Source organism: Streptomyces sp. NPDC047042, from assembly GCF_040644035.1.
In the GTDB taxonomy this organism is placed as follows: Bacteria; Actinomycetota; Actinomycetes; order Streptomycetales; family Streptomycetaceae; genus Streptomyces.
In genome coordinates this window covers 91,029-106,312 of record NZ_JBEYVP010000034.1, presented here as the reverse complement: position 1 = coordinate 106,312, position 15,284 = coordinate 91,029, and the positions used below count along the sequence as shown (strand labels likewise).

Sequence of the window (15,284 nt, the reverse complement as noted above, 5' to 3'; positions counted from 1 at the left end):
GGAGTTTCCACTGCCGGTAGGGGAAATTCACTGATGTCGTCAGCGCCCGGACACGAACATGCCGCAGCGCCCGGCGACATTGGATACGTCATCGGGCACCGCGGCATTTCAATGTGCTGCTGAGCTGGGTGAGCGGGCTTTCAGTGCTGCCCGTTCCCAGTCAGTTTCAGGACGCGAGCACCTCGTCGAGCAGCGCCTCGGCCTTGTCCTCGTTCGTGTTCTCCGCGAGCGCGAGCTCGCTCACCAAGATCTGGCGAGCCTTGGCGAGCATGCGCTTCTCACCGGCGGACAGTCCGCGCTCACGCTCACGACGCCACAGGTCACGCACGACTTCCGCGACCTTGATGACATCGCCGGAGGCGAGCTTCTCCAGATTTGCCTTGTAACGACGCGACCAGTTCGTGGGCTCCTCGGCATACGGAGCGCGCAGGACCTCGAAGACCCGGTCCAGTCCGTCCTGACCGACCACATCACGTACGCCGACGAACTCCGCATTGTCCGCTGGCACACGTACAGTCAGGTCACCCTGGGCGACCTTCAGCACCAAGTAGGTCTTGTCCACGCCTTTGATCTGGCGAGTTTCGATGGCCTCGATCAGCGCGGCCCCGTGATGGGGATAGACCACGGTGTCGCCAACCTTGAACGTCATGTGACAGGTACCCCTTCCGTGGCTATCCAGGGTAACACGGAAACGGCAGCTTCTGAATGGCGTTTTCGCAGGTCAGGGCATATCTCGGGGCTTGACAACTGCAACAGGAACGTGCTTCGGAAGGGCCCCGGAGGCGAAGAAGGGGAGGGTATTCGCAGGTCGGAGCGGCTCTCCGAACGCAGTGAAACCCGGGCGTTACACGCACCCGGAGGCCCCGCCGGGCGACCAAACATCCCCTTATGTCCGCTTCCAACTGTGCTACTTCCGTTACTCCGTTCGATGAGCGGAGCCGGGCGCGCGACGAATCCGGAATTGATCACTACGGCCGATGAACCGGTCGCTGAACCGGTCGATGATCCGGCGGATGGCCGAGCGGATGATCCATGAGTGATCAATTTCCCGATGCCCTTCATTCCTTCACCAGAATTTTCCCCGCATGCTCTTCTCTTTGCCGACGGCACTTATGTGAATGGCGGACCGCCGCCCCCGAGAAGGGGTCAAAACGACTCCTGAGGCGCCCGCGCTCCCCCGTAGAGGCGGGTCGGGTGCGGTGGGCCGGGAACGGCTCGGTAACCTAAGGCCGCTGACAGTCACTTAGGGCGGCTTTATAAGGAGCTGCCCGTGCGTTCCAAGGAGTTGCCGCCGCCGTGAGCAGCAGCCTTCGACGCGGCGCCCTCGCCGCATCCGCCCTCGCGTTCTCGGTCGCCACGCTCGCCGGGTGCGCAGCCGGAAACAACGCCCAGACGCTGGAGATCAAGCCCGACAACGCGGCCACCACCGTCGGGGCCATCAAGCTGCAGAACGTCGTCGTCATCACCCCGTCGGAGCTGGAGTCGACCGGCCCCGCCGCCGTCTCGGCGACCGTGTTCAACACCGGCATCACTGCCCAGACGCTGGAGTCGATCACCGTCCCCGGCACCGGCAAGACCGCGGAGCTGAAGCCCGCCAAGGGCAAGAACCTGAGCATCCCGGCCGGCGGTTCGCTCGTCATCGGCGGTGCGAACAACGCGTCGGCGGTGCTGCCGAGCAGCCGTGAGTCGGTCCAGGACGGCAACGCGCAGAAGATCACCTTCACCTTCAGCAAGACCGGTGACGTGAGCCTGCGCGCGTTCGTCGTCCCGGCGGAGCAGTTCTACGCCTCGTGGGGCCCGACCGCGGCTCCTGAGGTCCCGGGCGGCGCCGCCGGCCCCTCGCCCTCCACCTCCGCCGCCGTCTCCGGCGCGCCCGCGGCGACCGGTTCCCCGGGCGCGTCCCCGACGGGGGCCGGCGTGACGCCCGAGGCCGGGGTCACTCCGGGCGCGTCGCCGGCGGCCACGGGGGCCGCGGTCGCCGGTCAGTAACCGGCGCCGGTCGGCGGCCACTGGACCGTCGTACACCAGCACCACGTACGCCGAAGGGCGGGGCCTCCTGGGAGAGGTCCCGCCCTTCGGCGTACGGACGCGGGTCGCCGCTGGGTCTGTCGCTGCTGGGGGTCCGGGGCGGTTTACGGCTCGAACTTGTATCCGAGGCCGCGGACCGTGACCAGGTATCTGGGGGCGCCCGGGTCCGGCTCGATCTTGGCGCGCAGGCGCTTGACGTGGACGTCGAGGGTCTTGGTGTCGCCCACGTAGTCGGCGCCCCAGACCCGGTCGATGAGCTGCATACGGGTCAGTACGCGGCCGGCGTTGCGCAGCAGCATCTCCAGGAGGTCGAACTCCTTGAGCGGGAGGTCGACCTTGCCGCCGGCGACGGTGACCACGTGGCGGTCGACGTCCATGCGGACCGGGCCGGCCTCCAGCGCGGCCGGGGTGACCTCCTCGGGTTCGCCGCGGCGGCGCAGGACGGCGCGGATGCGGGCGACCAGTTCGCGGGAGGAGAAGGGCTTGGTGACGTAGTCGTCGGCCCCTATCTCCAGGCCGACGACCTTGTCGATCTCGCTGTCCTTGGCGGTGACCATGATCACCGGGACGTTGGACTTGACGCGCAGCTGGCGGCAGACCTCCGTGCCGGGCAGGCCCGGCAGCATCAGGTCGAGGAGGACGAGGTCGGCGCCGTTGCGCTCGAACTCGTCGAGTCCGTCGGGCCCGGTGGCCGCGATGGCGACCTCGAAACCCTCCTTGCGGAGCATGTAGGAAAGGGCGTCGGAGAAGGACTCCTCGTCCTCGACGACGAGCACTCGGGTCACGGAAGGACCTCCGGGGCGTGGAGCGGATCGTAAGGGGATGTACCGGTGGTCCGGTCGGCCTCTTCGCCGGGGTCGGACGGTCCGGCCCCGGCGTGTGGGCCGGGGTCGGAGTCTGGGAGTGACTCGGGGTGGGAGTCATGGTCGTACACGTGCGGCCGGTCGGCGCGGGACCGGCGGCCGGTGCCCGCCTCCGGCAGCCGCAGGGTGAAGGTGGAGCCCTGGCCCTCGGAGCTCCACACGGTGACCTCCCCGCCGTGCGAGGCGGCCACGTGCTTGACGATCGCCAGCCCGAGGCCCGTACCGCCGGTGGCGCGGGAGCGGGCGGGGTCGACGCGGTAGAAGCGCTCGAAGATGCGCTCCTTGTCCTTGTCGGAGATGCCGATGCCCTGGTCGGTGACGGCTACCTCGATGAGGTCGCCGCCGGGGGCGTTCACCCGGCGGGCCGCTATGCCGACGCGGGTGGCGGCGGGCGAGTAGTTGACGGCGTTCTCGACGAGGTTGCCGAGGGCGGCGGCGAGCTGGCCGCGGTTGCCCCAGACGCGCAGGTCGGCGGTGCCTCCGGCGGCCATGGTGATGTGCTTGGTGCCGGCCTGGTGGCGGCAGCGGTCGACGGCCTCGGCGACGAGTTCGTCGACGCGGACGGGCTCGGCGTCCTCCAGCGGGTCGTCGTTCTGCACCCGGGAGAGGTCGATGAGTTCCTGGACGAGGCTGGTGAGGCGGGTCGCCTCGATCTGCATCCGGCCGGCGAAGCGCTCGACCGCCTCCGGGTCGTCGGAGGCGCCCATGACGGCCTCGGAGAGGAGGGAGAGCGCGCCGGTGGGGGTCTTGAGCTCGTGGCTGACGTTGGCGACGAAGTCGCGGCGTACGGCCTCTATGCGCCGGGCCTCGGTGAGGTCCTCGACGAGCAGGAGGACCAGGCGCGAGCCGAGGGGGGCGACGCGGGCGGAGACGGCGAGGGCCTCGCCGCGGCCGGTGCCGCGTCTGGGGAGGTCCAGCTCGACCTGGCGTATCTCGCCGTCGCGCCGGGTGTCGCGGGCCATCTGGAGCATCGGCTCCACCGAAAGCTTTCCGCCACGGACGAGCCCGAGGGCGTACGCCGCCGAGCTGGCCTTGACGACGGCGTCCGCCTCGTCGAGTACGACGGCCGAGGACCGCAGCACGGACAGCACGGTGTCGACGCCGGGCGGCAGCACGGGGTCGGTGTGCAGGGAGCTGCGGGTGGGGCGCTTCTGGTCGCGCTCGCTCCAGCGGAACGCCAGCATGGCGATGACGCCGGTGAGCACCCCGGCGATCGCTGCCGCTGCGGCGACTGCCGCGTTCACGTCCATGCGACCAGGTTAGGCATGGGGCACGACCTGGCCACAGCCATCGACGTGCGTCCTCGAACACTCGTCGCCCAGAGTTCACCTTGGAGCCAGTATTGATTCATTTGTCGGGGCGGAAATCGACGCGTACAGGGCCGAACGTGGGAGCGTGGGGGTCACGGGGCCCGCTGTTCGCCCCCGAACGGACGTCAAGAGAGGGAACCTGATGCGTGACGCGTACCACGAGGAACTTGACTCGATCGGCGATAGTCTGGTCGAAATGGCCCGACTTGTCGGGTCGGCGATCGGGCGTGCCACGACGGCGATCCTCGACGCCGACCTGAAACTGGCCGAAAGTGTCATCGAGGCGGACGCCAAGGTCGACGAGCTCCAGCACGACCTGGAGGGCCGGGCCATAGCGCTGCTCGCCCGCCAGCAGCCGGTCGCCACCGACCTGCGGATCGTCGTGACGTCGCTGCGGATGAGCGCCGACCTCGAGCGGTCGGGCGACCTGGCCCAGCATGTCGCCAAGCTGGCCCGGCTGCGCTTCCCGGACCGCGCGGTCCCGCGTGACCTGCACGCCACGATCCTGGAGATGGGCCAGCTCGCGCAGCGCCTGATGGCGAAGGCGGCCGAGGTCATCATCACCAAGGACGTCGATCTGGCGATGCAGCTGGAGACGGACGACGACGAGATGGACCTCCTGCACCGCACGCTCTTCCGGCACCTGATCGACGAGCGCTGGAAGCACGGCATCGAGACGGCGGTCGACGTCACGCTGCTCGGCCGCTACTACGAGCGGTTCGCGGACCACGCGGTGTCGGTCGCCAAGCGTGTGGTGTTCCTGGTGACGGGAGAGCACGCGGACGAGCTGCAGCAGGACGTGCAGCCGCCGACGGGAGTCGAGGGCGTGTAAGAGGGCGTGTAAGAGGGCGCGTCACCCCGTAAGCCTCCGTGCGCCGTTGATGCGCCCGGCGGGCCGGGCGTGGAATGGGGAGAAGGCATAAGAGCACAGGAGCCCGAGAGGGCACCCGTCTCCAGGACCAGCTCTCCAGGAGGGCCCCATGGCCGAGACCCCCAGCACGCCCGACCCGACGCGGGAACGCGAGACGCAGCATCCCGCCGAGATCAAGAACCTGCCCCTGTTCGGCGCCTGCGGCTGCGGCTCCGGGTGCGGGTGCGGGTGTCAGTCGGGCAACCCCTGCCAGTGCGGTTGACGCGCCGCCCGTAGTCACGGCATCGCCTCCGGGCCCTGCCTCCCGTCGCGGAGGCAGGGTCCCTTTGTGTGAGGTTTGTGTGCGCCGAGGACCTTCACCCCCGCGCGGGGCGGGGGAAGTCGACCTCGTGCACGTTCGAACAGGCATACACTTCACATCAGTTGACGCTCAGACGTCGTCCACGCACAACAGACACCCTGTTGCCATCTCGTTAACCAGCACTTCTTGACGTCACGTGCTGCCGCCGCGTTGGCTTCCGTATCTGTTCTGTTTCTGGGTTCGTCATGCTGTTCCCCGCCTGGAAGGCACCTCCCGTGAACGCTCGCACCCCCCGTCGGACCGCCGTACGCCGTATCGCCATCGCGGTGACGGCGACTGCCTCGGCCCTCTCGCTCGCCGCGTGCGGTGTCCTGGACGGCACCAGCGGAAGCAGCGGCTCCGCGACGCCCAAGAAGGGCGACGACATCACGGTGGGGCTCCTGCTTCCCGACAAGAAGACCAAGCGCTTCGAGAAGTTCGACTACCCGCTCTTCAAGAAGCAGGTCACCACCCTCACCAACGGCAAGGGCAAGGTCCTCTACGCCAACGCCGAGGCGGACGAGGCCAAGCAGAGCAGGCAGCTCGAGGAGATGATCGCGGAGAAGGTGGACGTCCTCGTGGTGGACGCGATCGACTCCAAGACCATCGCGCCGGCGATCGAGAAGGCCAAGGACGCGGGCATACCGGTCATCGCGTACGACAGGCTCGCGGAGGGCCCGATCGACGCGTACGTCTCCCACGACAACGAACTCGTCGGCGAGGTACAGGGCCGCTCGATCCTCGAGGCCCTCGGCACGAAGGCCACCAGCAGCAAGATCGTCATGATCAACGGCTCGCTCACGGACCCGAACACGGCCCGCTTCCAGACCGGCGCGATGGACGAGCTCAAGGGCAAGGTCCAGATAGCGGCGTCCTACAACACCAAGGACTGGCTGCCCGAGATCGCCAAGACCAACATGGAGACGGCGATCAGGACCGTCGGGCTGAACAACATCGCCGCCGTCTACTCGGCGAACGACGGCATGGCCGGCGCGGTCATCGACGCGCTGAAGGAGGCGGGCGCCTCCAAGATCCCGCCGGTGACCGGGCAGGACGCGGACCTCGCGGCGGTGCAGCGGATCGTCTCCGGCGAGCAGTACATGAGCGTCTACAAGTCGTTCATCCTGGAGGCCAACAACGCCGCGTCGATGGCGGTGGCCAAGGTCCAGGGCCGCTCGATCGAGTTCGACGCGCTGACCCGCGACAAGGTCGACAGCCCGACGCAGAAGGACATCCCGTCGATGCTGGTACCGGTGGTGGCCCTCACGAAGGAAAACATCAAGGACACGGTGCTCCAGGACGGCGTCTACACGATCCAGGACATCTGCACTCCGGAGTTCGCGGCGGACTGCGCGGAGATCGGGCTCAAGTAGGCAGCGCTCGCCGGGGCGGTCGTACGGGCTGAAGATGGAGAGCAGGCAGGCCGTACGAAGCAGGAGTGCGACCAGATCAGGGATAGGAGGTGCGACGCCATGCCCATGTTCATGGACGTCCACCACGGCATGGAAGGCATCACGGCCGACCAGCTGCACCAGGCCCACCAGGCCGACCTGGACATCGAGAAGGACGAGGGAGTCCACTTCGAGAAGGCCTGGGCGGATCCCGAGTCCGGCACGGTCTACTGCCTCTCGGAGGCCCCGTCGGCGGAGGCGGTGCAACGCATCCACGAGCGCGCGGGGCATCTTGCGGACGAGATCCATCCGGTGCCGTTGACGGTGCAGGGGCCCTGACCACCGATCGCTGACCACCGACAAAGCCCCCTGCCGCGCGGAGGCGCGAGCAGGGGGCTTTTCGGTCAGCCCTGCTTACTTCTTCTTGCCCTGGGTCTGGCGGGCCCGTTTTCTTGCCCTGGTCAGAGGGGTGCGCACACCAACTGACCTGCGGCTGAGCGGTTGTTGGTGGTCGTTGTCTGTCGTTATCGGTTGTCGTCGGAGGGCCCACAGAGGGCCCAGCGCCGGGCCCCTGGCGACGCCGCGACACTCGTCGATCAGGCCACGCGAGTCCAGACAAAGGTGCATGAATATTGGCAGACGACAGACGTCACAGCGGCGTACGGTGACGCCATGAACACGTCCGCGACGGGGCGAGAGGACTTCTCCTACCTCGCGCCGCTCTTCAACGCAGCCGCAGCCTATCGAGGCGACAACCACTTCCTCTTGCTGCCCACCCCGGTCGAGCGCAGTAGCCTGGCGAAGGACGACGAACCCTTGCAGTCTTGGGGTGCCGCCAAGTTCATCCAATCCTCTTTCTCGGCTGGCCTGACGCACGTCGAAGCTTTCACAAAGCTTGTTGCCGTGGCTCGTCAGGTCGATCCGTACAGCCCGTGGACTTTGCTGCGTGGGGCCCTTGAGAACTTCGCCACCGCAGCGTGGCTCCTGGCTGGCAAGGACCGAGATGTGCGCCGCCACCGAGTGCTCCGTCTGTGGGCTGAGGATTTCCGCAACCGTGACCAGCACGAGAAAGACACTAAGCACGTCACGGGGCCACAAGGCAAGACCGGAGCCGAGCGCCGGGAAGAGGTCGAGCAACTGGCCCAGAGTCTCGGCCTCTCCAAGCTGACGAAGCCCGTGGCCATCAGCATCATCAACGAAGCCGCCGCGAGCGCTGGACTAGAGCCCAACTCAACCCAAGCACTGTGGCGGGTGGCCTCAGGCTTCGCACACGGACGCTTCTGGCCCTACCTCCGCGCCTCGGAGGTCCGTGGGGTCATGCCTATGCCGGATGGTGGCCACCTTGTGAACTTCGTCGTAGATGACGACCAACTGAAGGACATGGCGGAGGCGTGCCGAAAGCTTCTCGAACACACGGCCAGCCGATACAAGGCACGCAGCAGTGCACCATAGGACTAACGCGTGAGTCATTAGGCCCGCTAACGTTAGCGTCTCTGCTAGCGGCTGATCCTTACATCCGAGTCGCTATCGATAGCGGCAGGGGTCGCTAACGATAGCGACCCTGATAGCGGCCAAACACGCAGGTGACCAGCACGTTAGCGGTTAGCGGCACATCTGGCAGACCACGGAACGGAGCCGTTCAACGCCCCTCGGGAGGGGCGCCGCCGGACCGCTATCGGGACGCACCCGGCGACGGGGGCGTCGCGGGGAAGAGCAGGAAGGAGCGGCCTACGGCCGCGCGTCTTTGGGCTCGCTTCGCTCGCACGTCGCGGGCAGGCGCCGCTGGGCCCCTCTCGCCCTGCGCCGGTCACCAAGGCTCTTCAGGAGGGGCAGTCGGCCGTGCGCACCGCGATCCCACCCCCACTGAAGAGCGCTCTTCTCTCTTACTAGAGAGTTGAGGGAAAACAGCGTCCGCAGCGTCCGTCGTCCGTCGGCCACCGCTCTGACCTGCACTGTTCCCCTGGACGCTAAACAAATCGTTTAGCGTCCGCTAGTGTCCGAAGCGTCCGGACACCCTCCGCTACTAGGAGCCGGTTTCCGCAGGTCGAGACCGGCTCCAGGAGAGACAGGGTGGTGGACGCTGCGGACACTAGCCGCGAGTGGGGAGAGCAGAAGAGACCACCCACGCGCGGGCGGAGCTGGTCTCTTCAACCCCGGCTGATCACGTGGACGGCAGGCTGCAACACCAGGTGTTGCAGCCGCTTGTCCGGTGGACTGGCCAAACGTGCGCGATGGTGCCCAACCCCGTCGGCAGTCGTCGCGCGCGAGCGCAGCGAGCTGCCAAGAGTCGCGCGGCCGTAGGCAGCACCTTCTCTCTCCCCCCGGGGACTCCTCAGACGTCACCTGCCGGAGAAGGTGCCGACTGGCTACGCTGGTGTGCACCAGCCAACGAATGGGGAGCGTGCTGCGGGAATGGCAGAGACCAAGACGGCTCGGGTAGAGCGCACGATCCGTGAGTGGGTCGGAGGAGGGAAGCTCTCACCTGGTGACAAGCTGCCGTCCGAGCGCACGCTGACGACGGAACTCGACATCGGCCGCACCGCCCTGCGGCAGGCCCTTGCGCGGCTCGTAGCCGAAGGGGTCTTGGAGGTCCACGGCCGGAGTTCGTATCGAGTGCCGGCGCCCTCTCCGGCTCAGCGTCGCACGGGCTCCTCCTCGGGAGAGCTGGAGCCGTGGCAGATCTACGGCGAACGTCCCTTGTACGACAACCGTTGGGTCCGGCTCGGCCTGGTCGACGTCGAGCCCCCGGGCGTGAAGCGCTTTGAGCACCATGTGGTGCGGCTTCAGCACGTCGCGATCACGGCTGTGCTGGACGACCAAGACCGCGTGCTCATGCTCTGGCGCTATCGCTTCGTGCCGGATCAGTGGGGCTGGGAGCTCCCGGGCGGGATCGTGGACGCGGGCGAGGATGCCCGTACGTGCGCCGCGCGGGAAGTCGAGGAAGAGACAGGCTGGCGCCCCGGCGACCTTGAGCACGTCATCACGTATCAGCCCATGGTCGGCATGGTGGACTCACCGCACGAGATCTTCGTAGGGCGCGGCGCCGAGCAGGTAGGCGAGCCGAGCGATGCGGAGGAAGCGGGCCGCGTTGAGTGGGTACCGCTCGCGGACATCCCCGACCTGATGGCGCGCGGTCAACTCATGGGCTCTGGCAGCCTCGTTGGCCTCCTGCACCTACTCGCGAGCAGGCAGAAGAGCACGTCTACAGCTTCTGCGTGAGCTGATCGATCCTGCGGCGATGCCGCGCCGATCCGGTGCGGCTCGCCAACAGACGCGCGGTCCGCAGCTGCTCGTGCGCCTGGTCGTACTCGCCGCGCGCGAGGTGCGCTTGGGCAAGGTCGCAGCGAAGACCAGATTCCGCACGGACGAACGTGGAATCGAGCGAGTCAAGCGCCTGGTAGAGGCTGCCCACCGCGTCGTCGTCCCCAAGCATCGCAAGGGCATTGCCACGCCAGCGGGCCAGGTGCGAGCCGTTCAGGAAGATGCTCAACATGTCCGGGTCCCTTGCTTCATCGCCGGGCGGCAGCACGGACTCTGCCATGTCGAGCGCGCGGCGGCAGTCGTCGGCCAGTTCGGGCCCGGCCTTGGCGCACAGCTCCGCCTCAGCCGCGTACAGCCACGCCTGAAGCCGGGGTGACATGTGCCCGTCCGCTGCCCTACGAGCGTCGCGTACGAGCGCCACGGCCAGTTCCGGGCGCCCTGCCTCACTGAGCACGTAGGCCTGTTCCGCCATGGCGTGCGCCAGGTACATGGGCTCTCCGGCTTCCTGAGCCGCACGCTTGCCTAACTCGTAGTTCCGCCACGCCCGTTCGACAGCCCCCGCATCCAGAGCCTGCCAGGCCGCGAGCGTCGCAGCGGCAGCGAGCGCCTGAGCAACCGGCCGGCGGGTGTCGGGAAGGACCGCGAACGTGAGCGCGTCTTCGAGGCGGGAAAGGTGGCCCGTCATCTGGTCGACGAGAGAGGCGGCCCCCATCTGCCTGTCCATCGTGCGGAACAGCTCGGTCTGATCCGTGAAGGTCTTCACCATGCTCAGGCCGACACTCCCAGCCGAATCGATTCTGCTGATCAGTTCGTCGTAACCGCCCACCAGCGGCGGCCCGGCCGCCTGAACCTCCCCGAGCAACTCCCCATCCGTGAGGCCGAGGAGAGGCCGGATGATCGCGGCGAATCGCGCTGAGATCTTGCGCCTGCCGTTCTCCCACTCGGAGACGTAGACCCGGAGGCTCGCAGTCGTGGGGACGTCAAGCGCGTGCTGCCGGGCGTATCGCTCAATCTCCCGCACCAGACGTTCCTGAGACCAGCCGCGAGCATTTCGAGCGCCCCTCAGCCGTTCACTCACGCATACCGCCCCCAGTCGCTAGACCGTTCGAACCTCGCACCAGGATGCACCAAATCCTGCAGCTCGGAAGGGGTTAACACCAGTCTTAATACCCCGGCAATTAGGGCCTGTTGGCTACCGGCAGCCCCTTCCTGGGCGTTCCCTCGAAGCATGCAGCAACCGCGAATCTCCCCGATTCAGTGCGCACCCTCTTGCATCTGGTGCGCACCAGATGGAGACTACTGGTGCGCACCAGATAGGAACGCGAAAGCGGGCCATGGCGCACATACGTCGCCATGGCCCGACACAGCAAGGAGCGGCCACCTACCGCCAAGCAGTCAGCCGCTCCCCGACCCTCGAAGGGGTACATCCATGATGCCTGTACTCGCTGGTTCTCCGCTTGCGACCGACGCAGCAACTGCAGAGCGGCCCGTGTGGGCGCAGCAGATCCTTGCCGCGCGTCAGGTCCGTGAGTGGTCGCAGGCTGACGCGGTCCGTGAGCTGCGGAACGTGTCGGCTGAGTCGCTGCCGGACGACGAGACGATGATCCGGCAGTGGAAGCGCTGGGAGTCCGGCAAGACCATGCCGGGCGGGTTCTACCGGCCGCTGATCGCGAACCTGTTCGGCGCATCCGTGCTCGGTCTCTTCCCCGAGGTGAACGGCGTCCCTGCCGAGCCGATCAGCCCGCTGCGGCTGCGGACGCAGGTCGACCTGTTCGGCGGCCCGGAGCCGCAGGACTGGCAGACGCGGGTAGAGATCCGTCTCGCTGTGCATCCGACCGCTGATGAGTTGATGGGCCTGGTCGTCTTCGCCGGAACGGGCGTGCTCACGCCCGACGAGTTGGACGACGACGACGCGGTAACCGAGACCGTTCGCTTCGGTCTTGCGTACGGCGGCGCGGGCCAGCTGGACACCTGGGCACAGCGGGTGCGGGAGATGTACGCGGACCCCGGCGCGGGCCCGGAGCTTCCCGCCGGGTACCTGATCAAGCTGCGCCGCGCGGTCGCCCGCGTCTTCGGGGTGGTCGCATGAGCGGGGACGTGAACTTCGACGACCGCATGTTCTTGGAGAGCCAGGCCGTCTACGAGCAGATCGCTGCCGGTCAGGTCACCGACGTTCAGGCGGAACTGATGGATGCCCAGCTCCGAGCCTCTGAGGCGGGTGACGAGCATGAGCACCGCCCTTGACGCGCTGTACGCACAGGTGGCGCCCACCCCGGCGCCGGTCGTCTCCCTGACGGAGATGGACCGGCGCCCGGCCGGGGACTACTTCCCCACGATCCCTGTGGCCGGACTCGAACTCACCCTGAACGAGGCAGCTGCCGCGCTGTTCGAGACGGCCGCCGAAGACGTCGCGCTTCCGGTGCCCAGCACCGATGCCCTGTACATGTTGCTCACGGCCGCCGTGAACACGCTCGGTCCGGCCGGGATCGCGCACATCACCCCCACGTTCGAGGGCCTGGATGCGGACCCCGTGGAATGGCCAGAGGTGCGATGCTGCCGGGAGTTCGCCTACCGGCTCGCGCTGTCGTTCTGGTACGAGGGTGCCCGCTCCCGGCCGATGACCGCCGGGGAAGTCGGCGTGGCCATCTACCTGTCCGGCCTGAACCGGTACCGCATGGCCGACTTCCGCGAACTCCCGCGCCGCAAGCTGATGGTGGCCCGCGCCATCCATGAGGGCGTCACGGCCGTGCCGACCGAAACCCTGATCCGGCTCGGCCGGACGATGGGCGGGGAGTTGGGCGACGCCGACCGTGACCGGGACCGGGAGTGGCTGTACAAGCAGGCACTGCCCGACTACCACCGGCGCCGCTTCGCCTTCGACCTGGTCCACTGGGACCGCAGCCAGCCCGCACCGCTGATCGTGCGGCCGGACACCGGCGGCTACACCATCGGCCTGACCCCGCCGCCCAGCCCTGACGGCAAGTGGCTGCGGCCGGTACGGGCGGAGTGGTAGCCATGGGCAAACGAGGCACCCTCAACGCATCCCGGACCCGCGCCCGGAAGTTCCAGCTTGCCCAGCGCGACGGACTACGGTGCGCCTACTGCCGCGCCCCGTTCGCCGCACTGGGTGAGGCGACGATGGATCACGTCGTGCCGCTGTCACTGTGGCGGACCTGGTCGGCCGATCACCTCGTGCTCGCCTGCCGATCGTGCAACGAGGCCAAGGCCGACCGACTCCCGCTGTCGATCGCGCTGCTCCTCTTGTGGTCGGCCGACCCGAGTCGGCCGACCGTCTGCCCGGCCGACTGGACGCTGTTGGCCCGACTCGCGCACGCCAACCAACCGACGTTCACGGCGGTCTGGTCGCCCGACTCGATCGACCCTCGGTCTACCCCTGACCTGCGTGACGAGCCGCGTCACACCCGACGTCACAGCGCGGGACACCACACCCCCGCGCGCGATGCCCGACCGGTCTGCCATGCGGCCGTCCGGCGGCCGTCGATCCGCCCCGCCTGCCTGCACGCGCCCCGACCGGTGCACGCGTGCGCGGGCCCGACCGGAGAGGCGGTGTTCGCGTGACGAGCACCCGATCCGACCGACCCGTCAACGGCCATGCCCACCCCGACAAGAGTCGGGCCGTAGTCGACCCGACCCCGTCGGCCAGACGTCGACCCGACCACGGCACCGACAGCGGGGGCAAACAACCGCCCGCCGCCGCTCGGATCGTGGCCATGGCGCGCGAGCAGTACCGGTTCGTGATGTCTCCCGACGGCCGCCCGTACGCGGTCGCCATCGCCGGGCCGAACATCGCGCTGCCGCTGCGGAACAAGGGCGGCCTGCGACAGCGGCTCGCCCGGCAGTTCGCGGACGCCTACCCCGGAGAGGTGGCCTCACAGTCCGCCCTCGCGGACGCCATGACCGTGCTGGAAGGCATCGCGGAAGACACCGACCCGGTACCCGTGCACCTGCGGGTGGGGCGCGCGCCCGCCGGCGCAATCGTGGTCGACCTCGGCACCGCCGACGGCCGCGCGGTCGTCGTCACCCCAACCGGCTGGAACGTCGTCGACCGCGCCCCGGTGCTCTTCCGCCGCTCCGGAGCCATGGCCCCGATGCCCACCCCCGTGCTGGACGGTGACGGGCTGGCCAAGCTGCACTCCCTGCTGAACATGGACAAGCCGTCCTTTCACCAGCTCGTAGCGTGGCTCGTCGCGGCCTGGATTCCCGACATCCCGCACCCGGCCGTGGTCTGCAAGGGCGAGCAGGGCACGGGCAAGTCCAAGGCAGCGCAGATGTTCATCAACCTCATCGACCCCTCCCCGGCCGCCAAACGCAGCTCACCCCGTGACGAGAAGGCGTGGTCACGGCAGGCGTTCAGCTCATGGGCACTGTGCCTGGACAACGTGAGCACGATCCCGCCGTGGCTGTCCGACACCCTGTGCAAGGCGGTGACCGGGGACGGAGTCGTCGACCGCGCCCTGTACACCGATGACGACGTGGTCGTCCTCACCTTCAAGCGGGTGCTGGCCCTGACCACCATCGACGCGGGAGCTCTCGCCGGGGACCTCGCCGAACGCGTGCTCATGCTCGACTTGCAGCTCATCGACTCCGACCGGCGCCGCTCCGAAGAGGAGTTGGACGCCACCTTCGCGGCCGTCCGCCCGGCCGTGCTCGGGGCCCTGTTCGATGTGCTGGCGTGCGTGCTCGCGGTGCTGCCGTCCGTGCGGCTGGAGTCCATGCCGCGCATGGCGGACTTCGCCCGGGTGCTTGCCGCGGTCGACCAGACGCAGGGCTGGCACACCCTGGACGACTACTTGGCCACGTCCGCGAACGTCGCCACGGACGCGATGGAAGGCGACCCGTTCGCCATGGCCATCTCCCACCTGGTCGAACAGGCGGGTACCTGGCAGGGCACCGCCGCGCAGCTGCTCGAAGCACTGCCCGCGCCGATGGTCCGGCCGCCGAACTGGCCCAAGGACGCCACCCGCGCGAGCGGACGCGTCAAGCGGCTCGCACCTCTCCTGCGGTCCATCGGAGTCATGGTGGACGACACGCAGCGTAGCCGTGACCGGCACCGGCACCGCCTCCTCACCCTGTCCCGCGCACCCGACGAACCAGACTCAGCGTCCGCACCCGAACAGGCCTCCCTCTGGCCGGAGGTGGCCCCGCCGGGGCACGGCAGAACCCCACCTGAACAGCCCTGACGTCACCGGAGACACCGCC

At 68.2% G+C, this 15,284-nt stretch carries 16 protein-coding genes; 12 read left to right on the top strand and 4 right to left on the bottom strand.

All coding sequences use genetic code 11. The features are described from left to right. Positions 1–166 precede the first annotated feature (166 nt). Positions 167–649: a CarD family transcriptional regulator gene (locus ABZ855_RS34480; protein ID WP_003953493.1), complete on the bottom strand. Its 483-nt coding sequence runs from the start codon at positions 647–649 to the stop codon at positions 167–169. Between the two features lie 647 nt (positions 650–1,296). Here ABZ855_RS34480 and ABZ855_RS34475 point away from each other — a divergent pair. Then, positions 1,297–1,989, top strand: a complete 693-nt coding sequence (locus ABZ855_RS34475) for a DUF461 domain-containing protein (protein WP_360813542.1) — start codon at positions 1,297–1,299, stop codon at positions 1,987–1,989. Between the two features lie 143 nt (positions 1,990–2,132). On the opposite strand, the gene ABZ855_RS34470 is transcribed toward ABZ855_RS34475, so the two are convergent. Both ABZ855_RS34470 and ABZ855_RS34465 read right to left on the bottom strand, forming a co-directional pair. Continuing rightward, positions 2,133–2,813 (bottom strand): response regulator transcription factor, encoded by a 681-nt coding sequence (locus ABZ855_RS34470; RefSeq protein ID WP_319208640.1) that lies wholly within the window; start codon positions 2,811–2,813, stop codon positions 2,133–2,135. Next, on the bottom strand, positions 2,810–4,141 hold the full coding sequence (locus ABZ855_RS34465) for an ATP-binding protein (protein WP_360813540.1): 1,332 nt from the start codon (positions 4,139–4,141) through the stop codon (positions 2,810–2,812). Before ABZ855_RS34465 ends, ABZ855_RS34470 begins: the two co-directional genes overlap by 4 nt. 202 nt (positions 4,142–4,343) lie before the next feature. Between ABZ855_RS34465 and phoU the strand changes: the two genes are divergently transcribed. From phoU to ABZ855_RS34435, 6 genes are all read left to right on the top strand, one after another. Next, on the top strand, positions 4,344–5,033 hold the full coding sequence (gene phoU, locus ABZ855_RS34460) for a phosphate signaling complex protein PhoU (RefSeq protein WP_360813538.1): 690 nt from the start codon (positions 4,344–4,346) through the stop codon (positions 5,031–5,033). A gap of 148 nt (positions 5,034–5,181) precedes the next feature. Further along, positions 5,182–5,334 (top strand): hypothetical protein, encoded by a 153-nt coding sequence (locus tag ABZ855_RS34455; protein ID WP_360813536.1) that lies wholly within the window; start codon positions 5,182–5,184, stop codon positions 5,332–5,334. Between the two features lie 314 nt (positions 5,335–5,648). Continuing rightward, positions 5,649–6,785 (top strand): substrate-binding domain-containing protein, encoded by a 1,137-nt coding sequence (locus ABZ855_RS34450; protein ID WP_360813534.1) that lies wholly within the window; start codon positions 5,649–5,651, stop codon positions 6,783–6,785. A 99-nt stretch (positions 6,786–6,884) separates the two neighbouring features. Further along, complete coding sequence (locus ABZ855_RS34445; protein WP_360813532.1) at positions 6,885–7,142, top strand: SCO4226 family nickel-binding protein; 258 nt, start codon at positions 6,885–6,887, stop codon at positions 7,140–7,142. Between the two features lie 333 nt (positions 7,143–7,475). Next, positions 7,476–8,255 carry a hypothetical protein gene (locus tag ABZ855_RS34440; protein WP_360813530.1) on the top strand — a complete coding sequence of 260 codons (780 nt, stop codon included), beginning with the start codon at positions 7,476–7,478 and terminating at the stop codon, positions 8,253–8,255. Positions 8,256–9,215: 960 nt separating this feature from the next. After that, complete coding sequence (locus ABZ855_RS34435; RefSeq protein ID WP_360813528.1) at positions 9,216–10,022, top strand: NUDIX domain-containing protein; 807 nt, start codon at positions 9,216–9,218, stop codon at positions 10,020–10,022. Here ABZ855_RS34435 and ABZ855_RS34430 read toward each other — a convergent pair. Then, a complete protein-coding gene (locus ABZ855_RS34430; protein ID WP_360813526.1) occupies positions 10,006–11,085 on the bottom strand; it encodes an XRE family transcriptional regulator in 1,080 nt (359 codons plus the stop codon). The two genes, ABZ855_RS34435 and ABZ855_RS34430, sit on opposite strands and share 17 nt — an antisense overlap. 408 nt (positions 11,086–11,493) lie before the next feature. Here ABZ855_RS34430 and ABZ855_RS34425 point away from each other — a divergent pair, with 408 nt between their 5' ends. Genes ABZ855_RS34425 through ABZ855_RS34405 form a run of 5 tightly spaced genes read left to right on the top strand, consistent with a single transcriptional unit; the run spans position 11,494 to position 15,265 of the window. After that, entirely contained in the window at positions 11,494–12,153 is a 660-nt protein-coding gene (locus tag ABZ855_RS34425; RefSeq protein ID WP_360813524.1) for a hypothetical protein, read from the top strand. Continuing rightward, positions 12,150–12,308 (top strand): hypothetical protein, encoded by a 159-nt coding sequence (locus tag ABZ855_RS34420; protein WP_360813522.1) that lies wholly within the window; start codon positions 12,150–12,152, stop codon positions 12,306–12,308. Before ABZ855_RS34425 ends, ABZ855_RS34420 begins: the two co-directional genes overlap by 4 nt. Next, positions 12,292–13,077 (top strand): hypothetical protein, encoded by a 786-nt coding sequence (locus ABZ855_RS34415; RefSeq protein ID WP_360813520.1) that lies wholly within the window; start codon positions 12,292–12,294, stop codon positions 13,075–13,077. Before ABZ855_RS34420 ends, ABZ855_RS34415 begins: the two co-directional genes overlap by 17 nt. Before the next feature lie 2 nt (positions 13,078–13,079). After that, a complete protein-coding gene (locus ABZ855_RS34410; RefSeq protein ID WP_360813518.1) occupies positions 13,080–13,643 on the top strand; it encodes an HNH endonuclease in 564 nt (187 codons plus the stop codon). Further along, positions 13,640–15,265, top strand: coding sequence for an ATP-binding protein (locus ABZ855_RS34405; RefSeq protein WP_360813516.1), 1,626 nt, complete (start codon positions 13,640–13,642; stop codon positions 15,263–15,265). Before ABZ855_RS34410 ends, ABZ855_RS34405 begins: the two co-directional genes overlap by 4 nt. Positions 15,266–15,284 lie beyond the last annotated feature (19 nt).

Coding starts and splice junctions, on each gene's coding strand:
- ABZ855_RS34480 (WP_003953493.1), bottom strand. CDS start 649: ATGACGTTCAAGGTTGGCGACACCGTGGTCTATCCCCATCACGGGGCC.
- ABZ855_RS34465 (WP_360813540.1), bottom strand. CDS start 4,141: ATGGACGTGAACGCGGCAGTCGCCGCAGCGGCAGCGATCGCCGGGGTG.
- phoU (WP_360813538.1), top strand. CDS start 4,344: ATGCGTGACGCGTACCACGAGGAACTTGACTCGATCGGCGATAGTCTG.
- ABZ855_RS34455 (WP_360813536.1), top strand. CDS start 5,182: ATGGCCGAGACCCCCAGCACGCCCGACCCGACGCGGGAACGCGAGACG.
- ABZ855_RS34445 (WP_360813532.1), top strand. CDS start 6,885: ATGCCCATGTTCATGGACGTCCACCACGGCATGGAAGGCATCACGGCC.
- ABZ855_RS34440 (WP_360813530.1), top strand. CDS start 7,476: ATGAACACGTCCGCGACGGGGCGAGAGGACTTCTCCTACCTCGCGCCG.
- ABZ855_RS34435 (WP_360813528.1), top strand. CDS start 9,216: ATGGCAGAGACCAAGACGGCTCGGGTAGAGCGCACGATCCGTGAGTGG.
- ABZ855_RS34425 (WP_360813524.1), top strand. CDS start 11,494: ATGATGCCTGTACTCGCTGGTTCTCCGCTTGCGACCGACGCAGCAACT.
- ABZ855_RS34420 (WP_360813522.1), top strand. CDS start 12,150: ATGAGCGGGGACGTGAACTTCGACGACCGCATGTTCTTGGAGAGCCAG.
- ABZ855_RS34415 (WP_360813520.1), top strand. CDS start 12,292: ATGAGCACCGCCCTTGACGCGCTGTACGCACAGGTGGCGCCCACCCCG.
- ABZ855_RS34410 (WP_360813518.1), top strand. CDS start 13,080: ATGGGCAAACGAGGCACCCTCAACGCATCCCGGACCCGCGCCCGGAAG.